Source organism: Microbacterium wangchenii (assembly GCF_004564355.1).
In the GTDB taxonomy this organism is placed as follows: Bacteria; Actinomycetota; Actinomycetes; order Actinomycetales; family Microbacteriaceae; genus Microbacterium; species Microbacterium wangchenii.
This window is the reverse complement of record NZ_CP038266.1, coordinates 3,708,424-3,729,813: the sequence shown is the minus strand read 5'-3', so window position 1 is coordinate 3,729,813 and position 21,390 is coordinate 3,708,424. Positions and strand designations below refer to the sequence as shown.

Below are 21,390 nucleotides of genomic sequence, written 5' to 3'. Positions count from 1 at the left end.
GCTGCTCAGCGCGAGCGCAGCGCCCTGGCGCGGTCGGCCCGTTCGAGCACCGGCCGGAAGTGGGTCAGGAACGCGGCCGGGTTCTCCGACATCGGGAAGTGGCCGAGGCCGGGCATGATCGTCACCTCATCCGTTCCGATCGCGGCAGCCACCGCGCGGGTGTCGTCCGGTGTGGCGGAGTAGTCGTACTCACCCGAGAGAAGGAAAACGGGGCAGGTCTCGGTGTCGATCCGGCTCACGGTTTCACGGATGTCGCCGTCCTGCTTGTAGAAGTACAGGTCGCCCTTGAAGACCCCGGGGCCGCCCTGCATGTAGTGCCAGAGGGTCTCCCAGCGATCGGCCGACGGCGCCTCAGGGCCCACGAGACCCGAGACGATGCCGGCGCACACCATCCCGCCGTGGACGTCCGGCCGGTTCAGCCACTCCAGGTCGTAGTAGGGCTCCACGTGCGCGCCCGACTGCAGGCCGATGACGCCGCCGAACAGGTCGGGGTGACGCATGGCCAGGTGCAGCACGATGCGTCCGCCGATGGAGCAGCCCATCACGAGGGGGCGATCCAGCTCGAGAGCCGCCGACACGGCCAAGATCGTGTCGATGTACGCATCCGCGGTGAGGGCGTAATCGGGCTCGTCCAGGCTCCACCCCGAGGGGGGTGACGACTTCCCGTGGCGGGGCAGGTCGAAGGCGATGACGCGGTGGTTTGCGGTGACCTCCGGGTCGTTCATGACCCCACGCCACTGGCGCGAATCCGCGCCAGCCGTGTGCAGGCACAGGAGCGGGGTGCCCGACCCCGCCTCCTCGACATAGATGCGGTGGGGTCGCCCGCCGATCTCCAGCGTGACGTAGCGACCGATGATGGGGTCGAAGAGCGCGCTCATCGGCTCGCCTCCGATGCGAGCGCGAGGCGACGCGGCGCCGCAAGCACGTCTTTGAACCAGAGCAGATTCGACATGAACGGGTGCAGATCCCCCTCGGCTACGAGTGTCTTGAACTTGATCATCGCCATCAGGTCGTGCCAGCCGGGGTCGGGTGCGGGCGACCAGAATCGCTGCCAGCTGTCCGATTCCGCGCGCAGGGCGAAACTCCAGCGCGGCGACACGAAGGGTCCGGGTCGGACGGTCAGTTCCCCCGAGTGGACGGAGAACAGGTAATGCTCGTCGCCGGCGGCGGCAAGGAAGGCGGTCGTGACGAAGCGGCCGCGACGACGCAACGCGGCGTCGTCGTTGACCAGCGCGGGGATATGGGTGAACACAGCATCCTCGGTTCCAGGAGTGTACGTTATATATAATGTACAGTAGCCCATCACGACCCGGTGGGGAAGGAGACGACGGTGTCCAACGAGATCCGCATGGAGACGCACGGTGGCGTGGCCGTGCTCACGATCGACCGTCCCTCCGTCCGCAACGCGCTGAACGAGGCGGCGCTGGATGAGATCGTGCGGTGCGCGGTCCGCGTCGAGGAGGACCCCGCGATCAAGGCGCTCATCCTGACGGGGGCCGGGTCGCAGGCCTTCTCCTCCGGGCGGGACTTGAAGGAACGGGCAGCGAGGGACGCGGGCGCCGTGTCAGCCCGTCCGCCGATGCGGGATTTCCGGCGCAACGCCTTCGAGGCGATCTGGGAATGCCGCAAGCCCACCATCGCAGCCATCAATGGGGACGCGGTCGGCGGCGGGTTCGAGGTGGCACTGGCGTGCGACCTCCGCGTCAGCGTCTCGCACGCCCGGTTCGCGCTGCCCGAAGCGAAGCGAGGGCTGGGGGCGGTGTTCGGCTCGACGATCCTCGCGCGCAGTGTCCCGTCCTCGGTGTACTTCGAGTGGGTGTACCTCGGCGACTTCGTCGCGGCGACCGAGCTTCAGAGGTGGGGGCTTCTGAACCGAGTGGTGGAGCACGACGCCCTCGGCGCCGCACTGGAGATGGCGAACGAGATCGCCACCCGCGCCCCTCTCTCGATCGCACGCTTCAAGGCCACGCTCGTGCGGGGACGAGAGCTGCCCGTGGCAGCCGCACTGCGCGCCGACTTTCACCCCGACCCCTACACCAGTGAAGACCGGGTGGAGGGCGTCGCCGCCTTCGCCGAGAAGCGTGCTCCCCGGTGGACCGGTCGATGACACGTATGACACAGCCGATTTGCCACCTGACCGGAACTGGAGCCCATCATGAACTTTGATCTTCCCGACGATGTGAAGGAACTCCGCACGCACGTCGAGTCCTTCGCGGCGAAGATGCTCGCCCCCGGCGCGCTCGAGCGGGCCCATTCCCCCGAGTACCCCTGGGATGTCTCCCGGATGATGGCCGAGCAGGGTCTGCTTGGGCTCACGGTCGCCGAGGACAAGGGCGGTCAGGGCGCATCTCTGCTGGAGGCGATCATCGCCATCCAGGCGATCGCCAAGCATGATCCTCGTAGCGCCGACGTGATACAGGCCGGCAACTTCGGCGCGATCCGCACTCTGGCGGAGTACGCCAGCGACGAGCAGCGCGACCGGTACCTCGCTCCGCTCCTGGCGGGGGAGGCCATCGTCTCCCTCGGGATGACCGAGCCGGGCGCGGGCTCGGCTGTGACCGATCTCGCGACGACGGCAGTTGCGGACGGCGGGGACTTCCTCGTGAACGGGACGAAGATCTTCGGCACGCACAGCGCGGAGGCCAACTTCTACCTCGTCTACGTGCGCTTCGGTCCCGGCGTGGGCGGCATCGGCTCGGTCATCATCGATCGGGACGCGCCGGGACTGACCGTGGGAAATCCTTCCCGGTTCATGAACGGTGAGGAGTGGAGCCAGATCTACTTCGAGGACGTCCGCATCCCCGCCAGCCAGGTCCTGCTGGGTGAGGGCGGCTTCAAGAAGCAGATCAGCGGGTTCAACGTCGAACGCCTCGGCAACGCGGCCCGCTCGATCGCGGTCGGCAAGCACGCGTTCGACTTCGCCGTCGAGCACGTGCTCACGCGCGAGCAGTTCGGGCGTCCGCTCGCGGAGTTCCAGGGTCTGCAGTGGATGTTCGCCGAGCAGGCGGTGCGGCTGGAATCCGCGCAGCTGCTCCTGATGCGTGCCGCGGTCGAAGCCGATGCCGGGATGCCGTCAGCCCAGGCGACGGCCATCGCCAAGTACGCCGCCAACGAGGCGGGCTTCGGCGCCGCCAACCTCGCGGTGCAGGCCCTGGGCGGCACCGGCTTCAGCGACGAGGCGCTCGTGGAGTACTGCTTCCGCCGCACGCGGGGCTGGATGATCGCGGGTGGGTCGACCGAGGTGCTCAAGAACCGCATCGCCGAGGGGGTGTTCGGTCGCCGTTTCTCCCAGCGAGCCGGGGCATGACGATGAAGACGCTTCACGATGCCCTCTTCCATCCCGCCTCGATTGCGATCGTCGGCGCTTCCGACAACCCGGCGAAGACCACGGCGCGTCCCCTGGCATTCCTGCGGGAGGCGGGATGGGCGGGCAGCGTCTACCCGGTCAACCCCACCCGGTCCACGGTGCGCGGCGAGAAGGCCTACCCGAGCGTGACGGCCCTCCCCGAGGTGCCCGACCACGTCTATGTGCTGGCGGCCTCGGACTTGGTCGCCGGGATCGTCCGGGAGTGCGCCGAGACCGGCGTGCCGGTCGTGACGGTCATGGCCGACGGCTTCGTGGAGAGCGACCCTCAGGGCGGTGAACGCATCGCGGCGCTTCGCGCGGCCATCGCCGGCACCCGCACGCGCATCCTGGGGCCCAGCAGTCTCGGGGTCGCAGAGGTGCGCAGCGGGCTCGCGCTGACCGCGAACGCGGCATTCGCCGAGCGCGACCTGCCCGTGGGCGGCGTCTTCGTCGCGTCGCAATCCGGCAGCGTGATCGGCGCGCTGCTGTCGCGCAGCCGGGAGATGGGAATCGGCCTGGCAGCCCTGGTCTCCACCGGCGGCGAGCTGGACCTGTCACTGGGGGAGATCTGCGAGGGCTCTCTCGATGACCCACAGGTCACCAGCTACGCCCTCTTCCTGGAGAACCTCAACGCCTCGGAGGACCTGCGCCGATTCGCGCGCGGCGCCGCCGAGCGAGGCAAGCCCATCGTCGCCTACAAGCTCGGCCGGACGGCCGCGGGGGCCGAGCTCTCGGTGTCCCACACCGGTGCGATGGCCGGCGATGACGCCGTCGCCTCCGCCTTCTTCGCCGACCTGGGGATCGCGCGGGTCGCCAACTTCGAGGCCCTGCTGGAGGCGCAACTTCTCGTCGCCTCCGCGCCGCTCGAGGACCGCCCGCACCGAGCGCCCCGCGTGGCAGTGGTGTCCACCACCGGTGGTGGCGGGGCGATGATGGTCGACTGTCTCGGCGCGGCGGGCGCGGCTCCGACGGCACCCAGCGAGGAGACGGTCGCCCGGCTCGAGGCGCAGGGTGTGCGCGTCGGGCACGGCACCCTGATCGATCTCACCCTGGCGGGCACACGCTACGAAGTGATGAAAGCGGCGCTGGACGTCCTGTGCACGGCCCCCGAATTCGACGTCGTCCTCGCCGTGCCCGGCTCATCCGCGCGGTTCAGCCCCGAGCATGCGGTCAAACCGATCGCGGAGAGCGCGGGGTACGCCAAGCCCGTGGCCGCATTCGTCATGCCCGATGCGCCCGACGCGCTGAAACTCCTTCGCAAGAGCGGGATCGCGGCCTTCCGCACGCCTGAGGCGGCGGCGGATGCCATCGTTTCCGCCTTCTCCCGCCGCAGGCCGCGCGACCTGCATGTGACTGCATCGCGCTGGGAGGGCGCCACGCGGGTGATGGATGAGGCGGAATCCGCCGCGCTTCTCGCCGGCGCGGGCCTGACCTTCGCCCCCTTCGCCGAACTCGCCGTGGGGAGCCTGCCCGAGCATCTGCCGGTGGAGGGTCCGGTCGCCGTGAAGGTCCTGTCGGCCGATCTCCCTCACAAATCCGACGTGGGTGGGGTACGCCTGGGAGTGCAGGACGGCGCGGGGCTGCATGCCGCCGCCGCCGCGATCGTCGCGTCGGTGGCGGAGAAGGCCCCGGGGGTGCCGGTCGAGAGGGTCCTCGTGCAGCAGATGGTCACCGGCGTCGGTGAGGTGCTCATCGGCTACCGTGACGATCCCGCCGTCGGCCCCATCGTCCTGCTGGCCGCCGGGGGTGTGCTCGCCGAGCTGTACCAGGACCGCACCCTCCGTCTCGCGCCGGTGCAACTCGACGTCGCGCGGGAAATGGTGCAGGAGATCACCGCATTGCGCGCGTTGAGCGGCTATCGCAGCCTGCCCGAGGGGGACCTCGAGGGCCTGGCAGAGGCCGTGGTGGCGGTCTCACGTCTGGGTATCGTCTCGGATGGCGCCGTGCAGGAAGCGGAGGCGAACCCGGTGATGGTCATGACGAAGGGCAACGGCGTCGTCGCCGTAGACGCTCTGGTGCGGGTGGCCCAGGAACGGCAGCGGTCATGAGCGGACAGGTGCGCCAGGACGTCGACGGCGAAATCCTCATCCTGACGATTGACAACCCCCCGGTCAACGCGAGCTCGCAGGGCGTGCGTGCGGGCATCGCCGCGGGGATCCAGCGGCTGGTGAGCGACCCGGCGCTGGTCGCCGCTGTCCTCATCGGAGCCGGCGACTCCTTCGTGGCCGGCTCCGACCTCGGGGAGTTCGGCGGCATGGTTCCCGAGCCGCTCCTGCCCTCCGTCATCGCCGACATCGAGGACTGCGCCAAACCCGTCGTGGCGGCACTGGACGGCTTCGCGTTGGGTGGCGGACTCGAGCTGGCCCTGGGCTGCGACGCGCGGCTTGCGTCGCAGCGCGCACAGGTGGGTTTGCCTGAGGTCACCCTCGGCATGGTCCCCGGTGCCGGGGGAACGCAGCGGCTGCCACGGCTGGTCGGCCGGGAAGCGGCGCTCGAGATCATCCTGTCGGGGCGGAGGGTGCCCGCCGTCGAGGCGCACGAGCTCGGGATCGTCGACGAGATCGTCACCGGCGACCTGCTGAGCGCCGCCGTCCGGTACGCCACGACGGCCCGCAAGCGTCGCGTCGCCGAGCTGGCTGTCGCCGACTCCCCCACCGAAGACCTCGAGGCGGTCGCAGGCCGCGTGGTCCGGGGGGCGCGGCGAGCGAACGCGGTGGCAGCGCTGGAGCTCGTCGGCAGCGCGGGCAGCGGCGACATCGAGACGGCGCTGCGCCGGGAGCGAGAGCGCTTCGACGAGCTTCGTCTGTCTCCCGACGCCGCGGCCCTGCGCCACATCTTCTTCGCGGAGCGGGCGGCGTCGCGGCGAGCAGGCACGACGCCCCGGCAGCCGGGCGTGGACCGGGTCGGCATCATCGGCGCCGGAGCCATGGGAGCAGGGATCGGGGCGGCATTCGCCCTCGCCGGGATCGGCGTGCAGTTGATCGACACCGACGCGACGCAGGCCCAGCGCGGCCGCGAGCGCATACAGCAGACCCTCGACAAGGCCGTCGCCCGCGGCCGCCTCAGCGTGGAGGCAGCCGTCGGCGTGTCGGCACGACTGGGTGCTTCGACGGACTCGGCGGATCTGGGCGACGCGGACCTCGTCATCGAGGCGGTCGTGGAGGACCCCGACGTGAAGGTGTCCGTGCTGCGCGCCGCAGCCGTCGCCGCCCCCGACGCGGTGCTCGCCACGAACACGTCGTATCTGAGCGTCTCCAGGCTGGCCGAGTCGCTGGAGGACCCCAGCCGGCTGGTCGGCATGCACTTCTTCAATCCGGCCGACGTCATGAAGCTCGTCGAACTCGTACCCGGGTCGACGGCATCACCGAGGACCCTCGGGGTCGCACTGCAGGCGTCCAAGCAGCTGCGGAAGGTGGCGGTGCTCGCCGGTGACGCGGAGGGCTTCATCGGAAACCGGATCTACTCGGTCTACCGCCGGCATGCCGAGTACCTGCTGGAGGATGGAGCGCTTCCCGAAGACGTCGACGCGGCGATGGAGGGGTTCGGATTCGGGATGGGGCCGTTCGCGGTCGCGGACCTGTCGGGCCTGCAGATCGCACGCTCGCTTCGCGACCGGTGGCGTAGCACCGGCCGTCTCCCCGCTCGGTACGTCGACATCCCCGACCTTCTGTGCGACCGCGGATGGTGGGGACGCCGGAGCGGGCGCGGCTACTACCGGTACGAAGAGGGCCGCCGCATCCCCGACCCTCAGGTGCACGACATGATCGTCGCGGAGTCCGCGCGCAAGTCCATCCGGCGTCGGAGCATCGGGCCGGAGGAGATCGTCGAGCGCCTCATCGGAGCGATGGTCGTGGAAGGCGCGAAGGTCGTGCAGGACGGGATCGCGCGGCACGCCGACGACGTCGACGCCGTCGTGGTGAACGGGTTCGGCTTCCCCAGATTCGCGGGCGGGCCGATGTGGTGGGCGCGCCGGCAGGACGCGGCCACCCTCACCCGGCTGGCCGACGTGGTGGCCGCGGCAGCGCGCGAGGAGGCCGCATCCGGCGCCCTCGCCGAGGTCTTGGGGGGAGCGCAGAGCCGTGCGTGATGCTCCTCTCGCCGCAGTCCTGAGCGACGTCGCCTCGGAGGCGGCTGATCGCGCGTCGTCGCCGGAGGCCGCCCCCGCGATCGGGCGCACCCTCACCGACTGGTTCGCGGTGACCGTGGGCGGAAGTGCGGCTCCCGCCACCGCTCCACTGCTGGCCGCCCTCGGCGCAGGGTCCGGCGACGTCCCGCTGGCCGGAGGCCGCGGCCTGTTCGCGTCTGTGGAGACCGCGGCCCTCATCCACGGCACCGCCGCGCATGCGCTGGAGCTCGACGACATCTATGCCCCGGGGCTCTACCACCCCGGTGCCCCCACGATCGCCGCAGCGATGGCGGTGGCTCACCGCTCTGACGTGACGGGCGCGCAGTTCCTGCGGGGTGTGGTGGCCGGCATCGAAGTAGGGTGCCGAGTGGCCGCCGACCTCGGCCCGGCGCATTATCGCCACTGGCACACCACCGGGACGGCAGGAGCTGTCGGAGCAGCCGTCGCCGCGGCCGTGACGCGGGGCGCGACCCGCGAACAGGTCGCGCAAGCGATCGCCGTCGCCGGCACGATGGCGGGGGGAGTGCAGCAGACCTTCCGACAGGACGGCGGTGCCAAGCCGCTGCACGCCGGGCACGCCGCGCAGTCCGGCGTCGTCGCCGCGGTCACGGCGATCGCGGGTCTGACGGGCGCTCCCGATGTGCTGGAGGGGGAGTCCGGGCTGGGCGTCGCCACCGGGGCGGACACGCAGTGGGCGGCGTGCCGGGCGCCGCTGGGAGATGCCCTCCTCGTGCAGGAGCTCACAGTCAAGCCCTACCCGTGCTGCGGACACACCTTCGCCGCGATCGACGCCGGGCTGCTCCTGCGGCAGCGGGGGGTGCGAGCGGAGGACATCTCGTCCGTACGCATCGAGACGTACTCGGCGGCGGTGGAAACAGCCGGCATCCTTCAACCGCGGAAGTCGTCCGAAGCGCGGTTCAGTCTTCCACATGCGGTGTCCGTGGCGCTGGTCGAGGGCGAGGTGACGCGCTCGTCCTTCGATGAGGAGCGGATCACCGACCCTCGCGTGCGGGATCTCGTGCTGCAGTCCACCGTTCAGGCCGCGGCTGATTTCGATCGGGACTTTCCCCACCGCCGTGGCGCTCGCGTCTCCGTGACCCTCACCACCGGTGACGTCCTCACGGCCGAGGTGCGCGACCGGCTCGGCAGCCCCCAGAACCCCATCGACGACGCGGCGCTGCAGCGGAAGTTCGAGGATCTGACGGTGCCGGTGCTCGGAGTCGAACAGGCGCGACAGCTGCTGCTGGCGACCTCGTCGATCGAGTCGCTCGCCTCGATGAGGGACCTGCCCTGGACCGCGCCGGTGGGACGGTGACGACCGAGCCGATCGCGCTCCGGAGAGGCTGGCGGCGGTGTCACCGCATTCGGTGAGCCCGACGGCTGCCGGATCGTCAGTGCGTCGTGAGTTCCTCCGAGACGCGCAGGTAGACGCTGATCCACAGGCCCGGGAGCACTTCGCTGTCCCCCCAGTGGGCGAAACCGAATGACTCGTACAACCGGCGCGCCGGCGCGTTCTCGCGGCCGGTGGAGACCGTGACGCGCGATCCTTCGGCCAGCACGCGTTTCACGAGTCGCGAGGCGATCCCTCGCCGGTGGAACGACGGATCCACGATCAGTCGATCGAGGTCCACTACGCCCTCCTCCGTGCGGTAGCCGAGCGCGCCGACGACCCGGTCGCCGTCGACTTCGAGCAGCCAGCAGAGGCCGGCCGCGCGCAGATCGGCCTCGTTCTCGTGGAGGGGCGGAATGCGGTCGTCGCCGATCAGGGCGGCTTCGACGGCATACGCCTGTCGCTGCAGCGGGAGCAGGCGGTCGACGAACGCGGGGACATCGCTCTCCGCCAGCTTCAACTCGGCCATGCCCGGCTCTTACGCCGCGGTGCGTTCGGACGGGGGAGCGTTCTCGGGCCGGTTTCCCGCGGCACGGCGCATCCACAAGGTGAGGCCGATGACGGTGAGCGCGGTGAGCGTGGCGAGCGCGTTCGGCGCGGTCAGGAAGATGTCCGCGGTCGCGATCCCGTATGCCACCCACAGGATGAACCCGGGCACCAGCAGCGCGAAGTACCCGAGCGAGATGTCCTCCGCCGACCGGCGCCGCAGCATCCGGATGATCTGCAGCACCGGCGCGATCGCCATCACGATCCCCCACGCGGATGCTGCGGTTCCAAGAATCCAACTCGGCATGACGACGCCTCCCGTAGATCAAGCAGCGCGTTCGACGCTACTCCGGCAACCGATTCCGAGGCGGAAGGTTTCGCGTGTGAGCGAAGCCCGTCCGCGACACAACCGTCGCCTCAGTGTCACCTCAGCAGCCGAGCGCTGGCGAGGGCATCAACCGAAGCACGGTGCTTCCGAAGCCGCATCCTCATTGCGAGGGGTGAACATCCAGAGCCTGTTCGGCGAGAAGTTATCGGGGTCGAGTACCGACTCGAGTGGAAGGCAAGCGCTGAGGTGGCCTTCCTCGTCTCGCCACAGATATGCGACGACGTGAGAATCCGGGCATGAAGTGTCCGTGATGCTCAGCGACACAGTCGGCAAACCTCCCGGCTGTTCTCCTGCGAGGACGGACCACTCGCCGGTGACCGTTGCCGTGGGTTCCGCGGCGAAGTCGTCGACTTCGGGGACGTCCACATTGCGGCAGGTCAGTGGTGCAGGCCACTGCTGCGCTTCGAGAGTTCCATCGGGGTTGAGTACGAGCTCGATTTCCGGGCCGTTGAGCGTCGTCCAGGCTCCGACGACGTCCGATTCCTGGGAACCATATGCGTACTGCCCGGTGCTGGTGCTACAACCCGTCAATATCGCAGCGCATAGGAGCGCAGCCGCTGCCATCAGCATCGAGCGATTCACCGCGAATTCGTCTCCGCCTGCAAGAAAGGGCGACTCGCTGCAAAAGACGGCCCGTCTTGCTCGGGATCGAGTTCAGCTCGCAACTCCTTCACCGAAATTGGCGCGGTCGAGCCGAGGCCAGTGATGCTGTGGGCCGTGTTCTCGATGACGACAGCATGACCGAAGTCGGTCCTCCAGCGACTACCGACACGCTCAAGCGCGTCTGCGTGAGCACTCGGGCATGGAACGAGTGAACAAGGGAGGGTGTGCCGCGGACGGTCGGAGCTAGCTCTCGCGAAGCGCGAGTTGCGACCTTCGTTGTGTCAGGTCTCGCGAGAACGTCTCAACTGGCGTCGAGAACTGACAAGTGGAGGGGCTGACGGGAATCGAACCCGCGCTGTCTGCTTGGGAAGCAGAAGTTCTGCCATTGAACTACAGCCCCGGAAGCCTTGAAATTACTGGGATCGAGGATCCCAGTCAAGGCGACGTGTACAGGTTTGCATACGCGTGAGCGTGGTGCCCGAGTTCGGCGCCACCCCATCAGCTTACCTGTCGGACCGGGGGTTGCCGTTCGCTGACCGCGCAGTGCCGAAGATATCCGGCGTCGGGAGCTCGGATGGTGAGCCCCGTGGGTTCGGCTCTCGGGGGACCCGCTCTAGCGTGGCCGGGCCCCGACGCCTACGATACGCAACCATAGTGGTTCTCTATTACTCGAGGGCGGGGCGTGATGACGACGTTGGCGAACGCCGGGGTGGTGGAGTTCCGTCGCTACCGGCTCCGATCTGCGGCGCATGTGAATGTGTTGCATGACCTCTTTCAGAGGTACTTGATCGCGGGCCAGTCGGCTGCGGGGATGCGAATCGGTCGGCTGTACCGCGATGCTGACGCCCCGGCGGAGTTCGTGTGGTGGCGCGGTTTTGCGGATATGCGGTCTCGCCGCACCGCACTCGAGGCTTTCTACGAGGGGCCGGTGTGGGCGGCGCATCGCGACGCGGCCAACGCAACGATGTTGGAGAGCGATGATGTGCTGCTGCTCCGGTGGGCCGCCCACGCCGCGAGCGCCGAAATCGGCGGACGCGGTCAGGCGTGTGCCGTGGCGGCCGCGATGGTCATCCGGAACCTCCACCACCGCGACGCCGATGAGGTCGCATCCCGAGTTCACGCTTCGCTGATGGCCCGTCTGGACGCTGGGGCATCCGTCCTCGTCAGTGAGACCGCCGTCAACGATTTCGCGCGGCTTCCTGTCCGACCCGAGCCGACCTTGGTCTGGCAGGCCTCTTTTGCCACCGCGCGCGAGCGTGACGACGCGGTAGTGCGGCTGTCAGACGACCTCGAATGGGTCGATCTGATCTCCGGCGTCTGCAGCGACCCGGAGATCGACATCGAACTTCTCCGGCTCGACCCCATTGCCACACAACGATCTATCGATCAGTAATGGAGCAAGATGTTCTCCCCGCAACATATCGAAGCGCTCGAGAAGCGCACGTCCGGGTTCGACTTCCTCATCGGGGAATGGTCGGTCGCCAACCGGCGGCTCAGACGGCCACTCTCGGGTGGCGGCGATTGGTACGAGACCCCCGCCACGGCCCGCTCCACGACGCTTCACAATGGTGCGATCAGTATCGACGAGATGTGGTACCCGGAACTCGGTTTCGCCGGTACATCGATCCGCGTACATGACCGCGTCGCCGACGACTGGACGATCTACTGGGTGAACAGTCAGACCGGCCATCTTCAGGCTCCCGTGCGAGGCGGCTGGGATTCGGACGGCATGTTCACCGCCGTCGGACCGGACACCTTCGAAGACAAGAGGATCCTCGCAAGATACACGTGGCACTCGATCTCTTCTCAGGCGGCGACCTGGGAGCAGGCGTTCTCCGTCGACGATGGGCTGACGTGGGAGACGAACTGGGTGATGACGTGGACGCGGACCAGTTGAGGACCGGCACCTGCTGATGGCAGCGAACAGTCATTTCACGATCGCCGTCCACGCGCTGTGCTGGATCGAGCTCGCTGCCCGGCGAGGCGAGCGCCCTCTGACGTCGGAGCGGATCGCCGACAGCTTGGCGAGCAACCCGGTGCTGGTGCGGCGGCTGCTTGCACCGCTGAGGGACGCCGGCATAGTGGAGAGCGGCCGCGGCCCCGGCTCGGGATGGACGCTCGCGAGACCGACCGACCAGATAAGACTCTCCGACGTCCGACGAGCGTTGGGGTCTGAGCGGCTGTTCGCCATGCATCCGCACGAACCGAAGCAGACCTGTCCAGTGGGCTACGGCATTCGCCCGGTGCTCGGGTCCGTGTACGAGGAGGTCGAAGAGGCGGTCGAGCGAGAACTGAGTCGACGAACGGTCAGCAGCATCCTCGAGTCGATCCTCGTCGATCATCCGCTGCCGGGGTAACCACGCCGTCATGCCTGCCACCGCCACACTGCACCCCACCGGCGAGAGCGCGACATAATGTCGCGCTCTCGCCGGGGGCGTGCAGTCTCGCGGGGCGACGCGGACGGCGCGGGGCGACGCGGACGGCGCGGGGCGACGCGGACGGCGCGGGGCGACGCGGACGGCGCGGGGCGACGCGGGCCGCAGCGGCGCGACGCGGGCGCGCGCCGGAGGGCGGGCGGCTCTAGGCTGGGCGCGTGCTGCTCTCCGACCGTGACATCATCCGCGAACTCGACTCCGGACGGATCGGACTCGCCCCATCCGACGGCACCATGGTGCAGCCGTCGAGCGTCGACGTGCGGTTGGACCGCTACTTCCGCCTCTTCGACAACCACAAGTACCCCTTCATCGACCCGGCCGAAGACCAGCCCGAGCTCACGCGGCTCATCGAGGTGGCCCCCGACGAGCCGTTCATCCTGCACCCGGGGGAGTTCGCACTCGGATCGACGTACGAGCAGATCACGCTTCCGGACGACATCGCCGCGCGCCTGGAGGGGAAGTCGTCCCTCGGCCGCCTGGGCTTGCTCACCCACTCCACCGCGGGGTTCATCGATCCCGGGTTCTCCGGCCACGTCACGCTCGAGCTGTCCAACGTCGCGACGCTGCCGATCAAGCTGTGGCCGGGCATGAAGATCGGTCAGCTGTGCTTCTTCCGGCTGTCCTCTCCCGCCGAGAACCCCTACGGCTCGGGGACGTACGGCAACCGGTACCAGGGCCAGCGCGGGCCCACGGCATCCCGGTCGTTCCTCAACTTCCATCGCACGGACGTCGGCGTCAGCGACGCCGGATCGCCCGGGCGCTGATCGCGGCGGGGGCAGGGGACTAAAGACTCCTGCCCGCTGACGGGATGCGGCGCACACTGACACTGCTGTCGAACGGGTCGCAGCCGATGATGTCAGGAGAACCGCCATGCAGGCCGCCGTCGTCTCATCCTTCACTTCACCCATCACGGTCGAGGACATCCCCATCCCCGAACCCGGCCCCGGGCAGGTGCTCGTCCACATCGAGACGTGCGGGCTGTGCCACACCGACATCCACGCGGCGCACGGCGACTGGCCGGTCAAGCCCGGCCTGCCCTTCACCCCCGGCCACGAGGGGATCGGTCGCGTCGAGAAGCACGGCCCCGGCGTGGATTCGCCGCCGATCGGGCAGCGCGTCGCTCTCGCGTGGCTCGGCAGTGCGTGCGGGTCATGCCGGTACTGCGAGACCGGACGGGAGAATCTGTGCGAGTCGCAGCAGAACACCGGCTACTCCATCGACGGCGGGTGGGCCGAGTACGCGGTGGCGGATGCCCGCTTCGCGGTTCCGGTTCCCGACGAGGTGTCGTCGCTGGATGCGGCGCCGCTGGCATGTGCGGGAGTGACGACGTATGCGGCCATCAAGAATGCGCACGTCGTCCCCTCCGAGCGCGTCGCGATCGTCGGCATCGGCGGACTGGGGCACCTCGCGGTGCAGTACGCACGGCTGGTCGGGGCGGAGGTCATCGCCGTCGACGTGTCCGACGAGAAGCTGCAGCTGGCGAAGGAGCTCGGCGCCGACCACGTGGTCAACGCCGCGACGCAGGATCAGGCCGAGGCGATCCAGGCCCTCGGCGGAGCGGACGTCGTGATCGTCCTCGCCGTCGCGCAGTCGGTGTTCGACCAGTCCTTCCGCAGCCTCAACCGCGGCGGCCGGATGGTGCTCGTGTCGCTGCCCGAGGGCACGACGCTCACGGTGCCGGTCTTCGACACGGTGCTCAAGGGCATCCAGATCATCGGATCCATCGTCGGAACACGGCAGGACCTGAACGAGGTGTTCCGACTGCACGCGCTGGGGCGTACGCGCGTGATCGCCGAGACGCGGCGCCTCGCGGATGCGGCGGAGTCGATCGAGGAGGTGCTGCGCGGTTCGGTTCCCGCGCGGCTCGTGTTCGATCTGACCGACTCCGCGTAGCGGTCGGCGCACCCGGGTGATCCCGCTGCCGCGTGCACTGCGAAGAGGGCGCGCGGCAGCGGTGCCGCTCATGCGACCGGGCGGGATGCTGCGGCGCGGCCCTGCGTGAAACCGGCCGTGAAGCCCCGCTCGAAAGCGGTGTCGGCGTCGTGGTCGGTCCAGAAGCGGTGGTCGACGCAGGGGTGCTCCATCCGACCGGCGTGGCGATGAGGCTCGAACCCGTGCCCGCGGCCCGACCGGGCGCCGGGGCCGAAGCCGCGCTCGAACCGCTCGCCGGGGCCGAAGCCACGCTCGAACCGCTCGCCGGGGCCGAAGCCGCGACCGGACCGCTCGCCAGGGCCGAAGTCGGGCCGGACTCCGCCGCGACGCCCGAATCGGCGCGGATTCGCGGCCGGGACGGGCCGGGTCTCGTCCCATCCCAGCTCTCGGGCGATCGCCTCGAGCGAGGTCAGCATCGAGGCGAAGTCCTCGGGATCGACGGCGCCGGCGACGCGATCGCGGATGCCGCCGACCGCGGTGGCGAGCCGCTCGCGCGCATCCCGGCCTGCGTCGGTGAGCGCCCAGCCGTCGGCGGTCTCCTCGATCCAGCCGCGCTCGGCGAGCCGGCGCACTCGCCCGCCGCGGCGCGCGAGTCGCTGCGCGAGCCACGGCGCGGTGCGGTGACCGTCCACGGCGTTCAGCAGCATCCAGTCCCGTCGGGAGAGGTCGTCGCCGGCCAGGACCTCGGCGAACGCGTCGTCGAGCAGGGAATCGACCGTGCGAAGCCAGAATCCGAGGGGGCGGTCCGGGGGAGAGTCGGGGGAGGTGTCAGGGGTGTCCATGGGGTGTCCTTCGATGGCGACCGTGCGGCCGCATAACGCATGTCATATGACAAGCAAGTGCATGTACTCTGACATGCGATTCCAATCCATGTCAAGTGGCATGTAAATTGGCAGGATGACCACCTCCGATCCCGCCCACGACATCGCCGCCGCCCTCGCGCGTCTGCGGGCAGAACGCGGGCCGTGGACTCCGGGCGACCCGAGCCGTCCTGGCCCGCATCCCCGTCATGACCCGCGGGGCGGGAAGCATGCGGGCGGACGCGGCGGTCCGCCGTGGGCCGGTGGCCCGCCCTGGGCCGGGGGCCACGGGCGGATGGGCGCGCCGGCGCGCATGCGGCTGCTCGATGCCGTGGCCGCCGCATCACATCCCCTCAGCGTCAGTGAGGCGGCCGAGGCGATCGGCGTCGATCAGCCCAGGGCCTCACGGCTCATCCAGCAGGCCGTCGAGCTCGGACTCGCGCGCCGCGAGCCGGATCCCGCCGACGCCCGCCGGGCACGCGTAGCGCTGACGGACGCGGGCGAGGCGCTCGTCCGCAGCGTGCGCGGATCGCAGCGCGACGCCGTCCGAGCCGCCCTGGAAGGGTTCACTCCGCAGGAGCGGTCAGAGCTCGCGCGGCTGCTCGCCAAGCTCGCCGACGCCTGGCCCGCCCGCTGAGCCCCCTCGCCGAGAGTGCATCACCCCGGCGAGAGTGCACGGAATGCGGTGCACTCTGGCCGACCTGATGCACTCTCGCGTCGCGGCCGCCCCGCCGACAGCGGTCAGGTCAGGACGTTCTGCCGGGCGCGCACGGGCAGGAGGAGCAGGAGGCCCGCGGCCAGGACGACCATGATGCCGAGGATCCCGAAGTAGGGCTCGCCGAAGATCGAGATGAACACCGCGAACAGGGTCGGCGCGAGGAAGGACACCGCCCGCCCGGTCGTCGCGTACAGCCCGAAGACCTCCCCCTCCCGGCCGGGCGGGATGATGCGGGCGAGGAACGTGCGCGAGGCCGACTGCGCCGGTCCGACGAACAGGCACAGGGCCAGGCCCGCCGTCCAGAACACGATCTGCCCGCCGTCGTGCAGCAGGAACACCAGCATCCCCGACACGAGCAGACCGATGAGGGCCGTCACGATGACGGGCTTCGGGCCGAGGCGGTCATCCAGCGCCCCCACGGCGATCGTGGAGATGCCGGCCACGACGTTCGCGGCGATGGCGAAGAGGATCACCTCGCCCGCGGAGAATCCGAAGACGGATGCGGCGAGCACGCCGCCGAACGTGAACACCCCGGCCAGCCCGTCCCGGAAGACGGCGCTCGCGAGGAGGAACCACACCGTGTGGCGCGACTCGCGCCACAGTCGCGCGAGGTCGCGGCCGAGCCGCGCGTACGACGCGAAGAATCCGACCCTCTCGCGCCGGACCCCCGGGCCGCGGTACTCCGGAACGGCGAACAGCACCGGCAGCGCGAAGATCCCGAACCATGCCGCCGAGACGAGCATCGCCAGCCGCACCGGCCAGCCGTCCTCGTCCGGGATGCCGAACAGACCCTGGATGAAGCCGAAGTACACGATCAGCAGCAGCACGATGCCGCCGAGGTAGCCCATGCCCCATCCGAAGCCGCTGACGCGGCCGATCGATCGGGGCGTGGACACCTGGGAGAGCATCGCGTTGTAGTTGACGCCGGCGAACTCGAAGAGGACGTTGCCGGCGGCGACGAGCAGCAGCCCGAGCCACAGGAACGACGGATCCGGTGCGACGAAGACCATGGCGGCGGTCAGCGCGACGACGGCATACGTGTTCACCGCCAGCCACAGCTTGCGCCGCCCGGAGGTGTCCGAGCGCTGACCCATGACGGGAGCCAGGACCGCCACGAGGCCTCCCGCGGCCGCGAGCGCCCACCCGAGCTGCGCCTCCACCTGGCCCGACGGGCCGAAGCTCTCCCCGGTGAGGTACACCGTGAACACGAAGGTCGTCACCACGGCGTTGAACGCCGCCGAGCCCCAGTCCCACAGGCCCCACGCCACGACGGCGCGGCGCGTGCTGCGCGGGCCCGCCCCGGCTGATTCGGCGACCGGAGAGGAGGACGTGTCTGCCACGGTGGTGCCCTTCGGTGAACATCCGGCTGCCGACTCGGGGGGCGGCGCGCGGCTCCCGTGCCGCACCCCCAGGCTAGTAGTCCGACGGGTCGGCGGGAGGACGCACTGCCGACGAAAACTTGAGCCGGGACATATCAAGTTCACTTGACAGTCGCGGCGCCCCGGGTTAGCGTTGAGTCATCGCGGCTCAATGTGCAGCCGCACGCAGATTTCTGACAACCACGAGCCGCCGCATCCACGCGGCTCATACGAAGGAGAGAGACCAATATGCCCCGTGCAGTGGGAATCGACCTCGGTACGACCAACTCGGTCGTGAGCGTCCTCGAAGGCGGCGAGCCGAAGGTCATCGCCAACGCGGAAGGGTTCCGTACGACCCCGTCCGTCGTGGCCTACACGAAGGACGGCGAGGTGCTGGTCGGCGAGACCGCCAAGCGCCAGGCCGTCACGAACGTCGACCGCACCGTCTCCAGCGTCAAGCGCCACATGGGCACGACCTGGACCTTCGAGGTCGACGGCAAGAAGTGGACGCCGCAGGAGATCTCCGCGCGCATCCTCCAGAAGCTCAAGCGGGATGCCGAGGAGTACCTCGGTGACGCCGTCACCGACGCCGTCATCACCGTCCCGGCGTACTTCAACGACGCCGAGCGTCAGGCCACCAAGGAGGCCGGCGAGATCGCGGGCCTGAACGTGCTCCGCATCATCAACGAGCCCACCGCCGCGGCCCTGGCCTACGGACTGGACAAGGGCAAGGAGGACGAGCTCATCCTCGTCTTCGACCTCGGTGGCGGAACGTTCGACGTCTCCCTGCTCGAGGTGGGCAAGGACGACGACTTCTCCACCATCCAGGTGCGCTCCACCGCCGGTGACAACCGCCTCGGCGGTGACGACTGGGACCAGCGCCTCGTCGAGTACCTCATCAAGCAGTTCAAGGACACCACGGGCGTGGACGTCTCCGGTGACAAGATCGCGCTGCAGCGCCTCAAGGAGGCCGCCGAGCAGGCGAAGAAGGAGCTGTCCAGCTCCACCTCGACCAGCGTCAACCTGCCGTACCTGTCGCTGACGGATTCGGGCCCGGTGTCGCTGAGCGAGACCATCACGCGCGCCAAGTTCGAGGACCTCACGAAGGACCTGCTGGACCGCACCAAGAAGCCGTTCGAGGATGTCATCCGCGAAGCCGGCGTCAAGGTCGCGGACATCGCGCACGTCGTGCTCGTGGGTGGCTCCACCCGCATGCCCGCCGTCGCCGAGCTCGTCAAGCGCGAGGCCGGCAAGGAGGCCAACAAGGGCGTGAACCCGGATGAGGTCGTCGCCGTGGGCGCGGCCCTCCAGGCCGGTGTGCTGAAGGGCGAGCGCAAGGACGTCCTCCTCATCGACGTCACCCCGCTGAGCCTCGGCATCGAGACCAAGGGCGGCATCATGACCAAGCTCATCGAGCGCAACACCGCCATCCCGACCAAGCGCAGCGAGACCTTCACCACGGCCGACGACAACCAGCCGTCGGTGGCGATCCAGGTCTTCCAGGGCGAGCGCGAGTTCACGCGCGACAACAAGCCGCTGGGCACGTTCGAGCTGACCGGCATCGCGCCCGCTCCGCGCGGCATCCCGCAGGTCGAGGTCACCTTCGACATCGACGCCAACGGCATCGTCCACGTCTCGGCGAAGGACAAGGGCACCGGCAAGGAGCAGTCGATGACCATCACGGGCGGCTCTTCGCTGCCCAAGGAGGACATCGAGCGGATGGTGCGCGAGGCCGAGGAGCACGCCGCCGAGGACAAGAAGCGCCGCGAGTCGGCCGAGACCCGCAACCAGGCGGAGACCCTCGCGTACTCGGTGGAGAAGCTCATCAAGGACAACGACGACAAGCTGCCCACCGAGGTCAAGACCTCGGTCCAGGGCGACGTCGACGCGCTGAAGTCTGCGCTCGCCGGCGAGGACGACGACGCGGTGAAGACCGCGTTCGACAAGCTCAGCCAGAGCCAGAGCCAGATCGGCGAGGCCATCTACCAGTCCTCTCAGGCCGCGGGCGGCAACCCCGACCCGGCCGCCAACGAGCCCGGGGCGGGCACTGTGCCCAACCCGGAGGAGGACGTCATCGACGCCGAAGTGGTCGATGACGAGGACGACAAGAAGTAAGCAGGGATCATGACGAACAAGGACGACGCAACGTTCCCCGAGCCGGACGACGCACGGGGCCAGGGCGCCGCTCCTGACGAGACGACGGGGTCGGATGCCGATGCATCCGGCCCCGCGCCGTCGGGCGAGGCGGGCGCGCAGGACGACCTCACGATCGACGACATCCTGGGGACCGAGCAGACCGCCGATGCCGCTGCGGAAGACCTGGGCTCCCCCTCGGAGCGTGCCGACGAGCACGAGTCGGCGCTCGTGATCGACCTCAAGCGCCTGCAGGCGGAGTACGCCAACTACCGGCGGCGCACCGAGGAGCAGCGCGAACGCGAGATCGAGCGCGCGCAGGGCGAGGCTGCCAAGGGCCTCCTGCCGGTGCTGGACGACCTCGACCGTGCCGCACAGCACGGCGACCTGCAGCCGGGGACGCCGTTCGCCGCGATCGGCGACAAGGTGCGCGCCGTGGCGGAGCGCCTGGGCGTGGTGGCGTATGGGAAGGCCGGCGAGCTGTTCGACCCGCAGCAGCACGAGGCCATCTTCCAGGCGCCGACTCCGGGCGCGACCGAGCCCACGATCCTCGAGGTCGTGGAGGTCGGGTATCGCCTGGGCTCGGTGGAGCTTCGACCGGCCAAGGTCGTCGTCGCCGTGGCGGCTGATCCTTCGACCAGCTCAGGGGACTAATCCGCATGGCCAGTCAGGACTGGTTCGACAAGGACTTCTACAAGGTGCTCGGCGTCGATAAGGACGTCAGCGAAGCCGACCTCAAGAAGACCTACCGCAAGCTCGCCCGCAAGTACCACCCCGACTCCAACCCCGGCGACGCCAAGGCCGAGGCGATGTTCAAGGAGGTCAGCGAGGCGTACGCCGTGCTGAGCGATCCCGAGCAGCGCGCGGAGTACGACCAGATCCGCGCCATGGGCTCCGGCGCCCGCTTCACGGCGGGCGGCTCGGACGCCGGCGGCTTCGAAGACGTCTTCAGCATGTTCGGACAGGGCCGCGGGGGACGTTCCCGCGGCACCGACGCCGGCTTCGACGACTTCTTCACGATGTTCGATCAGGGCGGCGCGAGCTTCGGCTCCGGCCGCTTCGGCCAGCCGAGCGGGGGCTTCCGGGGCTTCGGAGGTCCGCAGCGGGGCACGGACGTCACAGCCCGCACGACGATCGACTTCGTCACCGCGACCAAGGGCGAGACGATCTCGCTCCAGGGCGAGGACGGCAAGCCGTTCAAGGTGAAGATCCCCGCGGGGGTCTCCGACGGCCAGAAGATCCGCCTGCGCGGACGTGGCCGGCCGTCTCCGGATGGCGGCGAGCCGGGCGACATCGTCGTGCAGGTGTCGGTGCGGCCGCATCCGGTCTTCACGAGAGAGGGCCTGAACCTGCGGGTGACCGTACCGGTGACCTTCACGGAGGCGGCCCTCGGGGCGACCATCGAGGTGCCCACCCTGGGTGGCGACCCGGTGAAGCTCCGAGTGGCACCCGGGACGCCGTCGGGACGCGTGTTGCGCGTGAAGGGCCGCGGGGTGCAGACGGCCAAGGGCACGGGGGATCTCCTCGCCGAGGTGCAGGTCGTCGTGCCCTCGCACCTGGACGGCGCGGCCCGCGAGGCGCTGGAGAAGTTCTCGGAGCTCGAACCGAAAGAGAATCCGCGCGCCGACCTCATGTCGAAGGCGCGCAGCTGACATGACCGAGATCAGGAGATCCG

General features: G+C 69.4%; 21 protein-coding genes and 1 tRNA gene. 14 read left to right on the top strand and 8 right to left on the bottom strand.

The window, feature by feature from the left end; all coding sequences use genetic code 11:
• Positions 1–5: 5 nt before the first annotated feature.
• A complete protein-coding gene (locus tag E4K62_RS18070; protein WP_135070362.1) occupies positions 6–878 on the bottom strand; it encodes an alpha/beta fold hydrolase in 873 nt (290 codons plus the stop codon).
• Positions 875–1,252, bottom strand: a complete 378-nt coding sequence (locus E4K62_RS18065; protein ID WP_187270428.1) for a hypothetical protein — start codon at positions 1,250–1,252, stop codon at positions 875–877. Before E4K62_RS18065 ends, E4K62_RS18070 begins: the two co-directional genes overlap by 4 nt.
• A gap of 78 nt (positions 1,253–1,330) precedes the next feature.
• On the opposite strand from E4K62_RS18065, the gene E4K62_RS18060 reads away from it, so the two are divergent.
• The 5 genes from E4K62_RS18060 to E4K62_RS18040 are packed head-to-tail and all read left to right on the top strand — an operon-like array spanning position 1,331 to position 8,787.
• The gene (locus E4K62_RS18060) at positions 1,331–2,107 is read left to right on the top strand and encodes an enoyl-CoA hydratase/isomerase family protein (RefSeq protein WP_205805834.1); all 777 of its coding nucleotides are present in this window, start codon (positions 1,331–1,333) and stop codon (positions 2,105–2,107) included.
• Between the two features lie 48 nt (positions 2,108–2,155).
• Entirely contained in the window at positions 2,156–3,307 is a 1,152-nt protein-coding gene (locus E4K62_RS18055; RefSeq protein ID WP_135070359.1) for an acyl-CoA dehydrogenase family protein, read from the top strand.
• A gap of 2 nt (positions 3,308–3,309) precedes the next feature.
• Entirely contained in the window at positions 3,310–5,394 is a 2,085-nt protein-coding gene (locus E4K62_RS18050) for an acetate--CoA ligase family protein (RefSeq protein ID WP_205805832.1), read from the top strand.
• Positions 5,391–7,433 (top strand): 3-hydroxyacyl-CoA dehydrogenase NAD-binding domain-containing protein, encoded by a 2,043-nt coding sequence (locus E4K62_RS18045; RefSeq protein WP_135070353.1) that lies wholly within the window; start codon positions 5,391–5,393, stop codon positions 7,431–7,433. Before E4K62_RS18050 ends, E4K62_RS18045 begins: the two co-directional genes overlap by 4 nt.
• Positions 7,426–8,787: an MmgE/PrpD family protein gene (locus E4K62_RS18040; protein ID WP_135070350.1), complete on the top strand. Its 1,362-nt coding sequence runs from the start codon at positions 7,426–7,428 to the stop codon at positions 8,785–8,787. Before E4K62_RS18045 ends, E4K62_RS18040 begins: the two co-directional genes overlap by 8 nt.
• A 76-nt stretch (positions 8,788–8,863) precedes the next feature.
• Here E4K62_RS18040 and E4K62_RS18035 read toward each other — a convergent pair whose 3' ends face one another.
• The 4 genes from E4K62_RS18035 to E4K62_RS18020 form a co-directional block, all read right to left on the bottom strand.
• Entirely contained in the window at positions 8,864–9,331 is a 468-nt protein-coding gene (locus tag E4K62_RS18035) for a GNAT family N-acetyltransferase (protein ID WP_135070347.1), read from the bottom strand.
• Positions 9,332–9,340: 9 nt separating this feature from the next.
• The gene (locus E4K62_RS18030; protein WP_135070344.1) at positions 9,341–9,655 is read right to left on the bottom strand and encodes a SemiSWEET family sugar transporter; all 315 of its coding nucleotides are present in this window, start codon (positions 9,653–9,655) and stop codon (positions 9,341–9,343) included.
• A gap of 147 nt (positions 9,656–9,802) precedes the next feature.
• A complete protein-coding gene (locus tag E4K62_RS18025; RefSeq protein ID WP_135070341.1) occupies positions 9,803–10,306 on the bottom strand; it encodes a hypothetical protein in 504 nt (167 codons plus the stop codon).
• Between the two features lie 359 nt (positions 10,307–10,665).
• Positions 10,666–10,739: transfer RNA gene (locus E4K62_RS18020), tRNA-Gly, on the bottom strand.
• 285 nt (positions 10,740–11,024) lie between these two features.
• Between E4K62_RS18020 and E4K62_RS18015 the strand changes: the two genes are divergently transcribed.
• From E4K62_RS18015 to E4K62_RS17995, 5 genes are all read left to right on the top strand, one after another.
• Positions 11,025–11,732, top strand: coding sequence for an NIPSNAP family protein (locus tag E4K62_RS18015; RefSeq protein WP_135070338.1), 708 nt, complete (start codon positions 11,025–11,027; stop codon positions 11,730–11,732).
• A 9-nt stretch (positions 11,733–11,741) separates the two neighbouring features.
• Positions 11,742–12,236 carry a hypothetical protein gene (locus E4K62_RS18010; RefSeq protein ID WP_135070335.1) on the top strand — a complete coding sequence of 165 codons (495 nt, stop codon included), beginning with the start codon at positions 11,742–11,744 and terminating at the stop codon, positions 12,234–12,236.
• Between the two features lie 16 nt (positions 12,237–12,252).
• Positions 12,253–12,696 (top strand): Rrf2 family transcriptional regulator, encoded by a 444-nt coding sequence (locus E4K62_RS18005; RefSeq protein ID WP_135070332.1) that lies wholly within the window; start codon positions 12,253–12,255, stop codon positions 12,694–12,696.
• A 236-nt stretch (positions 12,697–12,932) separates the two neighbouring features.
• On the top strand, positions 12,933–13,538 hold the full coding sequence (gene dcd, locus E4K62_RS18000; RefSeq protein ID WP_135070329.1) for a dCTP deaminase: 606 nt from the start codon (positions 12,933–12,935) through the stop codon (positions 13,536–13,538).
• A gap of 106 nt (positions 13,539–13,644) precedes the next feature.
• On the top strand, positions 13,645–14,667 hold the full coding sequence (locus E4K62_RS17995; RefSeq protein WP_135070326.1) for a zinc-dependent alcohol dehydrogenase: 1,023 nt from the start codon (positions 13,645–13,647) through the stop codon (positions 14,665–14,667).
• A gap of 68 nt (positions 14,668–14,735) precedes the next feature.
• Here the strand turns inward: E4K62_RS17995 and E4K62_RS17990 are convergent, their stop codons facing one another.
• A complete protein-coding gene (locus tag E4K62_RS17990) occupies positions 14,736–15,488 on the bottom strand; it encodes a MarR family winged helix-turn-helix transcriptional regulator (protein ID WP_135070323.1) in 753 nt (250 codons plus the stop codon).
• A 115-nt stretch (positions 15,489–15,603) separates the two neighbouring features.
• On the opposite strand from E4K62_RS17990, the gene E4K62_RS18925 reads away from it, so the two are divergent.
• Positions 15,604–16,143: a MarR family winged helix-turn-helix transcriptional regulator gene (locus E4K62_RS18925; RefSeq protein WP_240742753.1), complete on the top strand. Its 540-nt coding sequence runs from the start codon at positions 15,604–15,606 to the stop codon at positions 16,141–16,143.
• Positions 16,144–16,247: 104 nt separating this feature from the next.
• On the opposite strand, the gene E4K62_RS17980 is transcribed toward E4K62_RS18925, so the two are convergent.
• Complete coding sequence (locus E4K62_RS17980; protein ID WP_135070320.1) at positions 16,248–17,564, bottom strand: MFS transporter; 1,317 nt, start codon at positions 17,562–17,564, stop codon at positions 16,248–16,250.
• A 267-nt stretch (positions 17,565–17,831) separates the two neighbouring features.
• Here E4K62_RS17980 and dnaK point away from each other — a divergent pair, with 267 nt between their 5' ends.
• The 3 genes from dnaK to E4K62_RS17965 are packed head-to-tail and all read left to right on the top strand — an operon-like array spanning position 17,832 to position 21,367.
• Positions 17,832–19,697: a molecular chaperone DnaK gene (gene dnaK, locus E4K62_RS17975; RefSeq protein ID WP_135070317.1), complete on the top strand. Its 1,866-nt coding sequence runs from the start codon at positions 17,832–17,834 to the stop codon at positions 19,695–19,697.
• Positions 19,698–19,706: 9 nt separating this feature from the next.
• On the top strand, positions 19,707–20,369 hold the full coding sequence (locus tag E4K62_RS17970) for a nucleotide exchange factor GrpE (RefSeq protein ID WP_135070314.1): 663 nt from the start codon (positions 19,707–19,709) through the stop codon (positions 20,367–20,369).
• Positions 20,370–20,374: 5 nt separating this feature from the next.
• Positions 20,375–21,367: a DnaJ C-terminal domain-containing protein gene (locus E4K62_RS17965; RefSeq protein WP_135070311.1), complete on the top strand. Its 993-nt coding sequence runs from the start codon at positions 20,375–20,377 to the stop codon at positions 21,365–21,367.
• Positions 21,368–21,390: the final 23 nt, after the last annotated feature.

Excerpts from the sequence above, each read along its gene's own strand:
- E4K62_RS18070 (WP_135070362.1), bottom strand. The coding sequence starts at position 878 with ATGAGCGCGCTCTTCGACCCCATCATCGGTCGCTACGTCACGCTGGAG.
- E4K62_RS18055 (WP_135070359.1), top strand. The coding sequence starts at position 2,156 with ATGAACTTTGATCTTCCCGACGATGTGAAGGAACTCCGCACGCACGTC.
- E4K62_RS18050 (WP_205805832.1), top strand. The coding sequence starts at position 3,310 with ATGAAGACGCTTCACGATGCCCTCTTCCATCCCGCCTCGATTGCGATC.
- E4K62_RS18045 (WP_135070353.1), top strand. The coding sequence starts at position 5,391 with ATGAGCGGACAGGTGCGCCAGGACGTCGACGGCGAAATCCTCATCCTG.
- E4K62_RS18035 (WP_135070347.1), bottom strand. The coding sequence starts at position 9,331 with ATGGCCGAGTTGAAGCTGGCGGAGAGCGATGTCCCCGCGTTCGTCGAC.
- E4K62_RS18030 (WP_135070344.1), bottom strand. The coding sequence starts at position 9,655 with ATGCCGAGTTGGATTCTTGGAACCGCAGCATCCGCGTGGGGGATCGTG.
- E4K62_RS18025 (WP_135070341.1), bottom strand. The coding sequence starts at position 10,306 with ATGCTGATGGCAGCGGCTGCGCTCCTATGCGCTGCGATATTGACGGGT.
- E4K62_RS18015 (WP_135070338.1), top strand. The coding sequence starts at position 11,025 with ATGACGACGTTGGCGAACGCCGGGGTGGTGGAGTTCCGTCGCTACCGG.
- E4K62_RS18010 (WP_135070335.1), top strand. The coding sequence starts at position 11,742 with ATGTTCTCCCCGCAACATATCGAAGCGCTCGAGAAGCGCACGTCCGGG.
- E4K62_RS18005 (WP_135070332.1), top strand. The coding sequence starts at position 12,253 with ATGGCAGCGAACAGTCATTTCACGATCGCCGTCCACGCGCTGTGCTGG.
- E4K62_RS17995 (WP_135070326.1), top strand. The coding sequence starts at position 13,645 with ATGCAGGCCGCCGTCGTCTCATCCTTCACTTCACCCATCACGGTCGAG.
- E4K62_RS17990 (WP_135070323.1), bottom strand. The coding sequence starts at position 15,488 with ATGGACACCCCTGACACCTCCCCCGACTCTCCCCCGGACCGCCCCCTC.
- E4K62_RS18925 (WP_240742753.1), top strand. The coding sequence starts at position 15,604 with ATGACCACCTCCGATCCCGCCCACGACATCGCCGCCGCCCTCGCGCGT.
- dnaK (WP_135070317.1), top strand. The coding sequence starts at position 17,832 with ATGCCCCGTGCAGTGGGAATCGACCTCGGTACGACCAACTCGGTCGTG.
- E4K62_RS17970 (WP_135070314.1), top strand. The coding sequence starts at position 19,707 with ATGACGAACAAGGACGACGCAACGTTCCCCGAGCCGGACGACGCACGG.
- E4K62_RS17965 (WP_135070311.1), top strand. The coding sequence starts at position 20,375 with ATGGCCAGTCAGGACTGGTTCGACAAGGACTTCTACAAGGTGCTCGGC.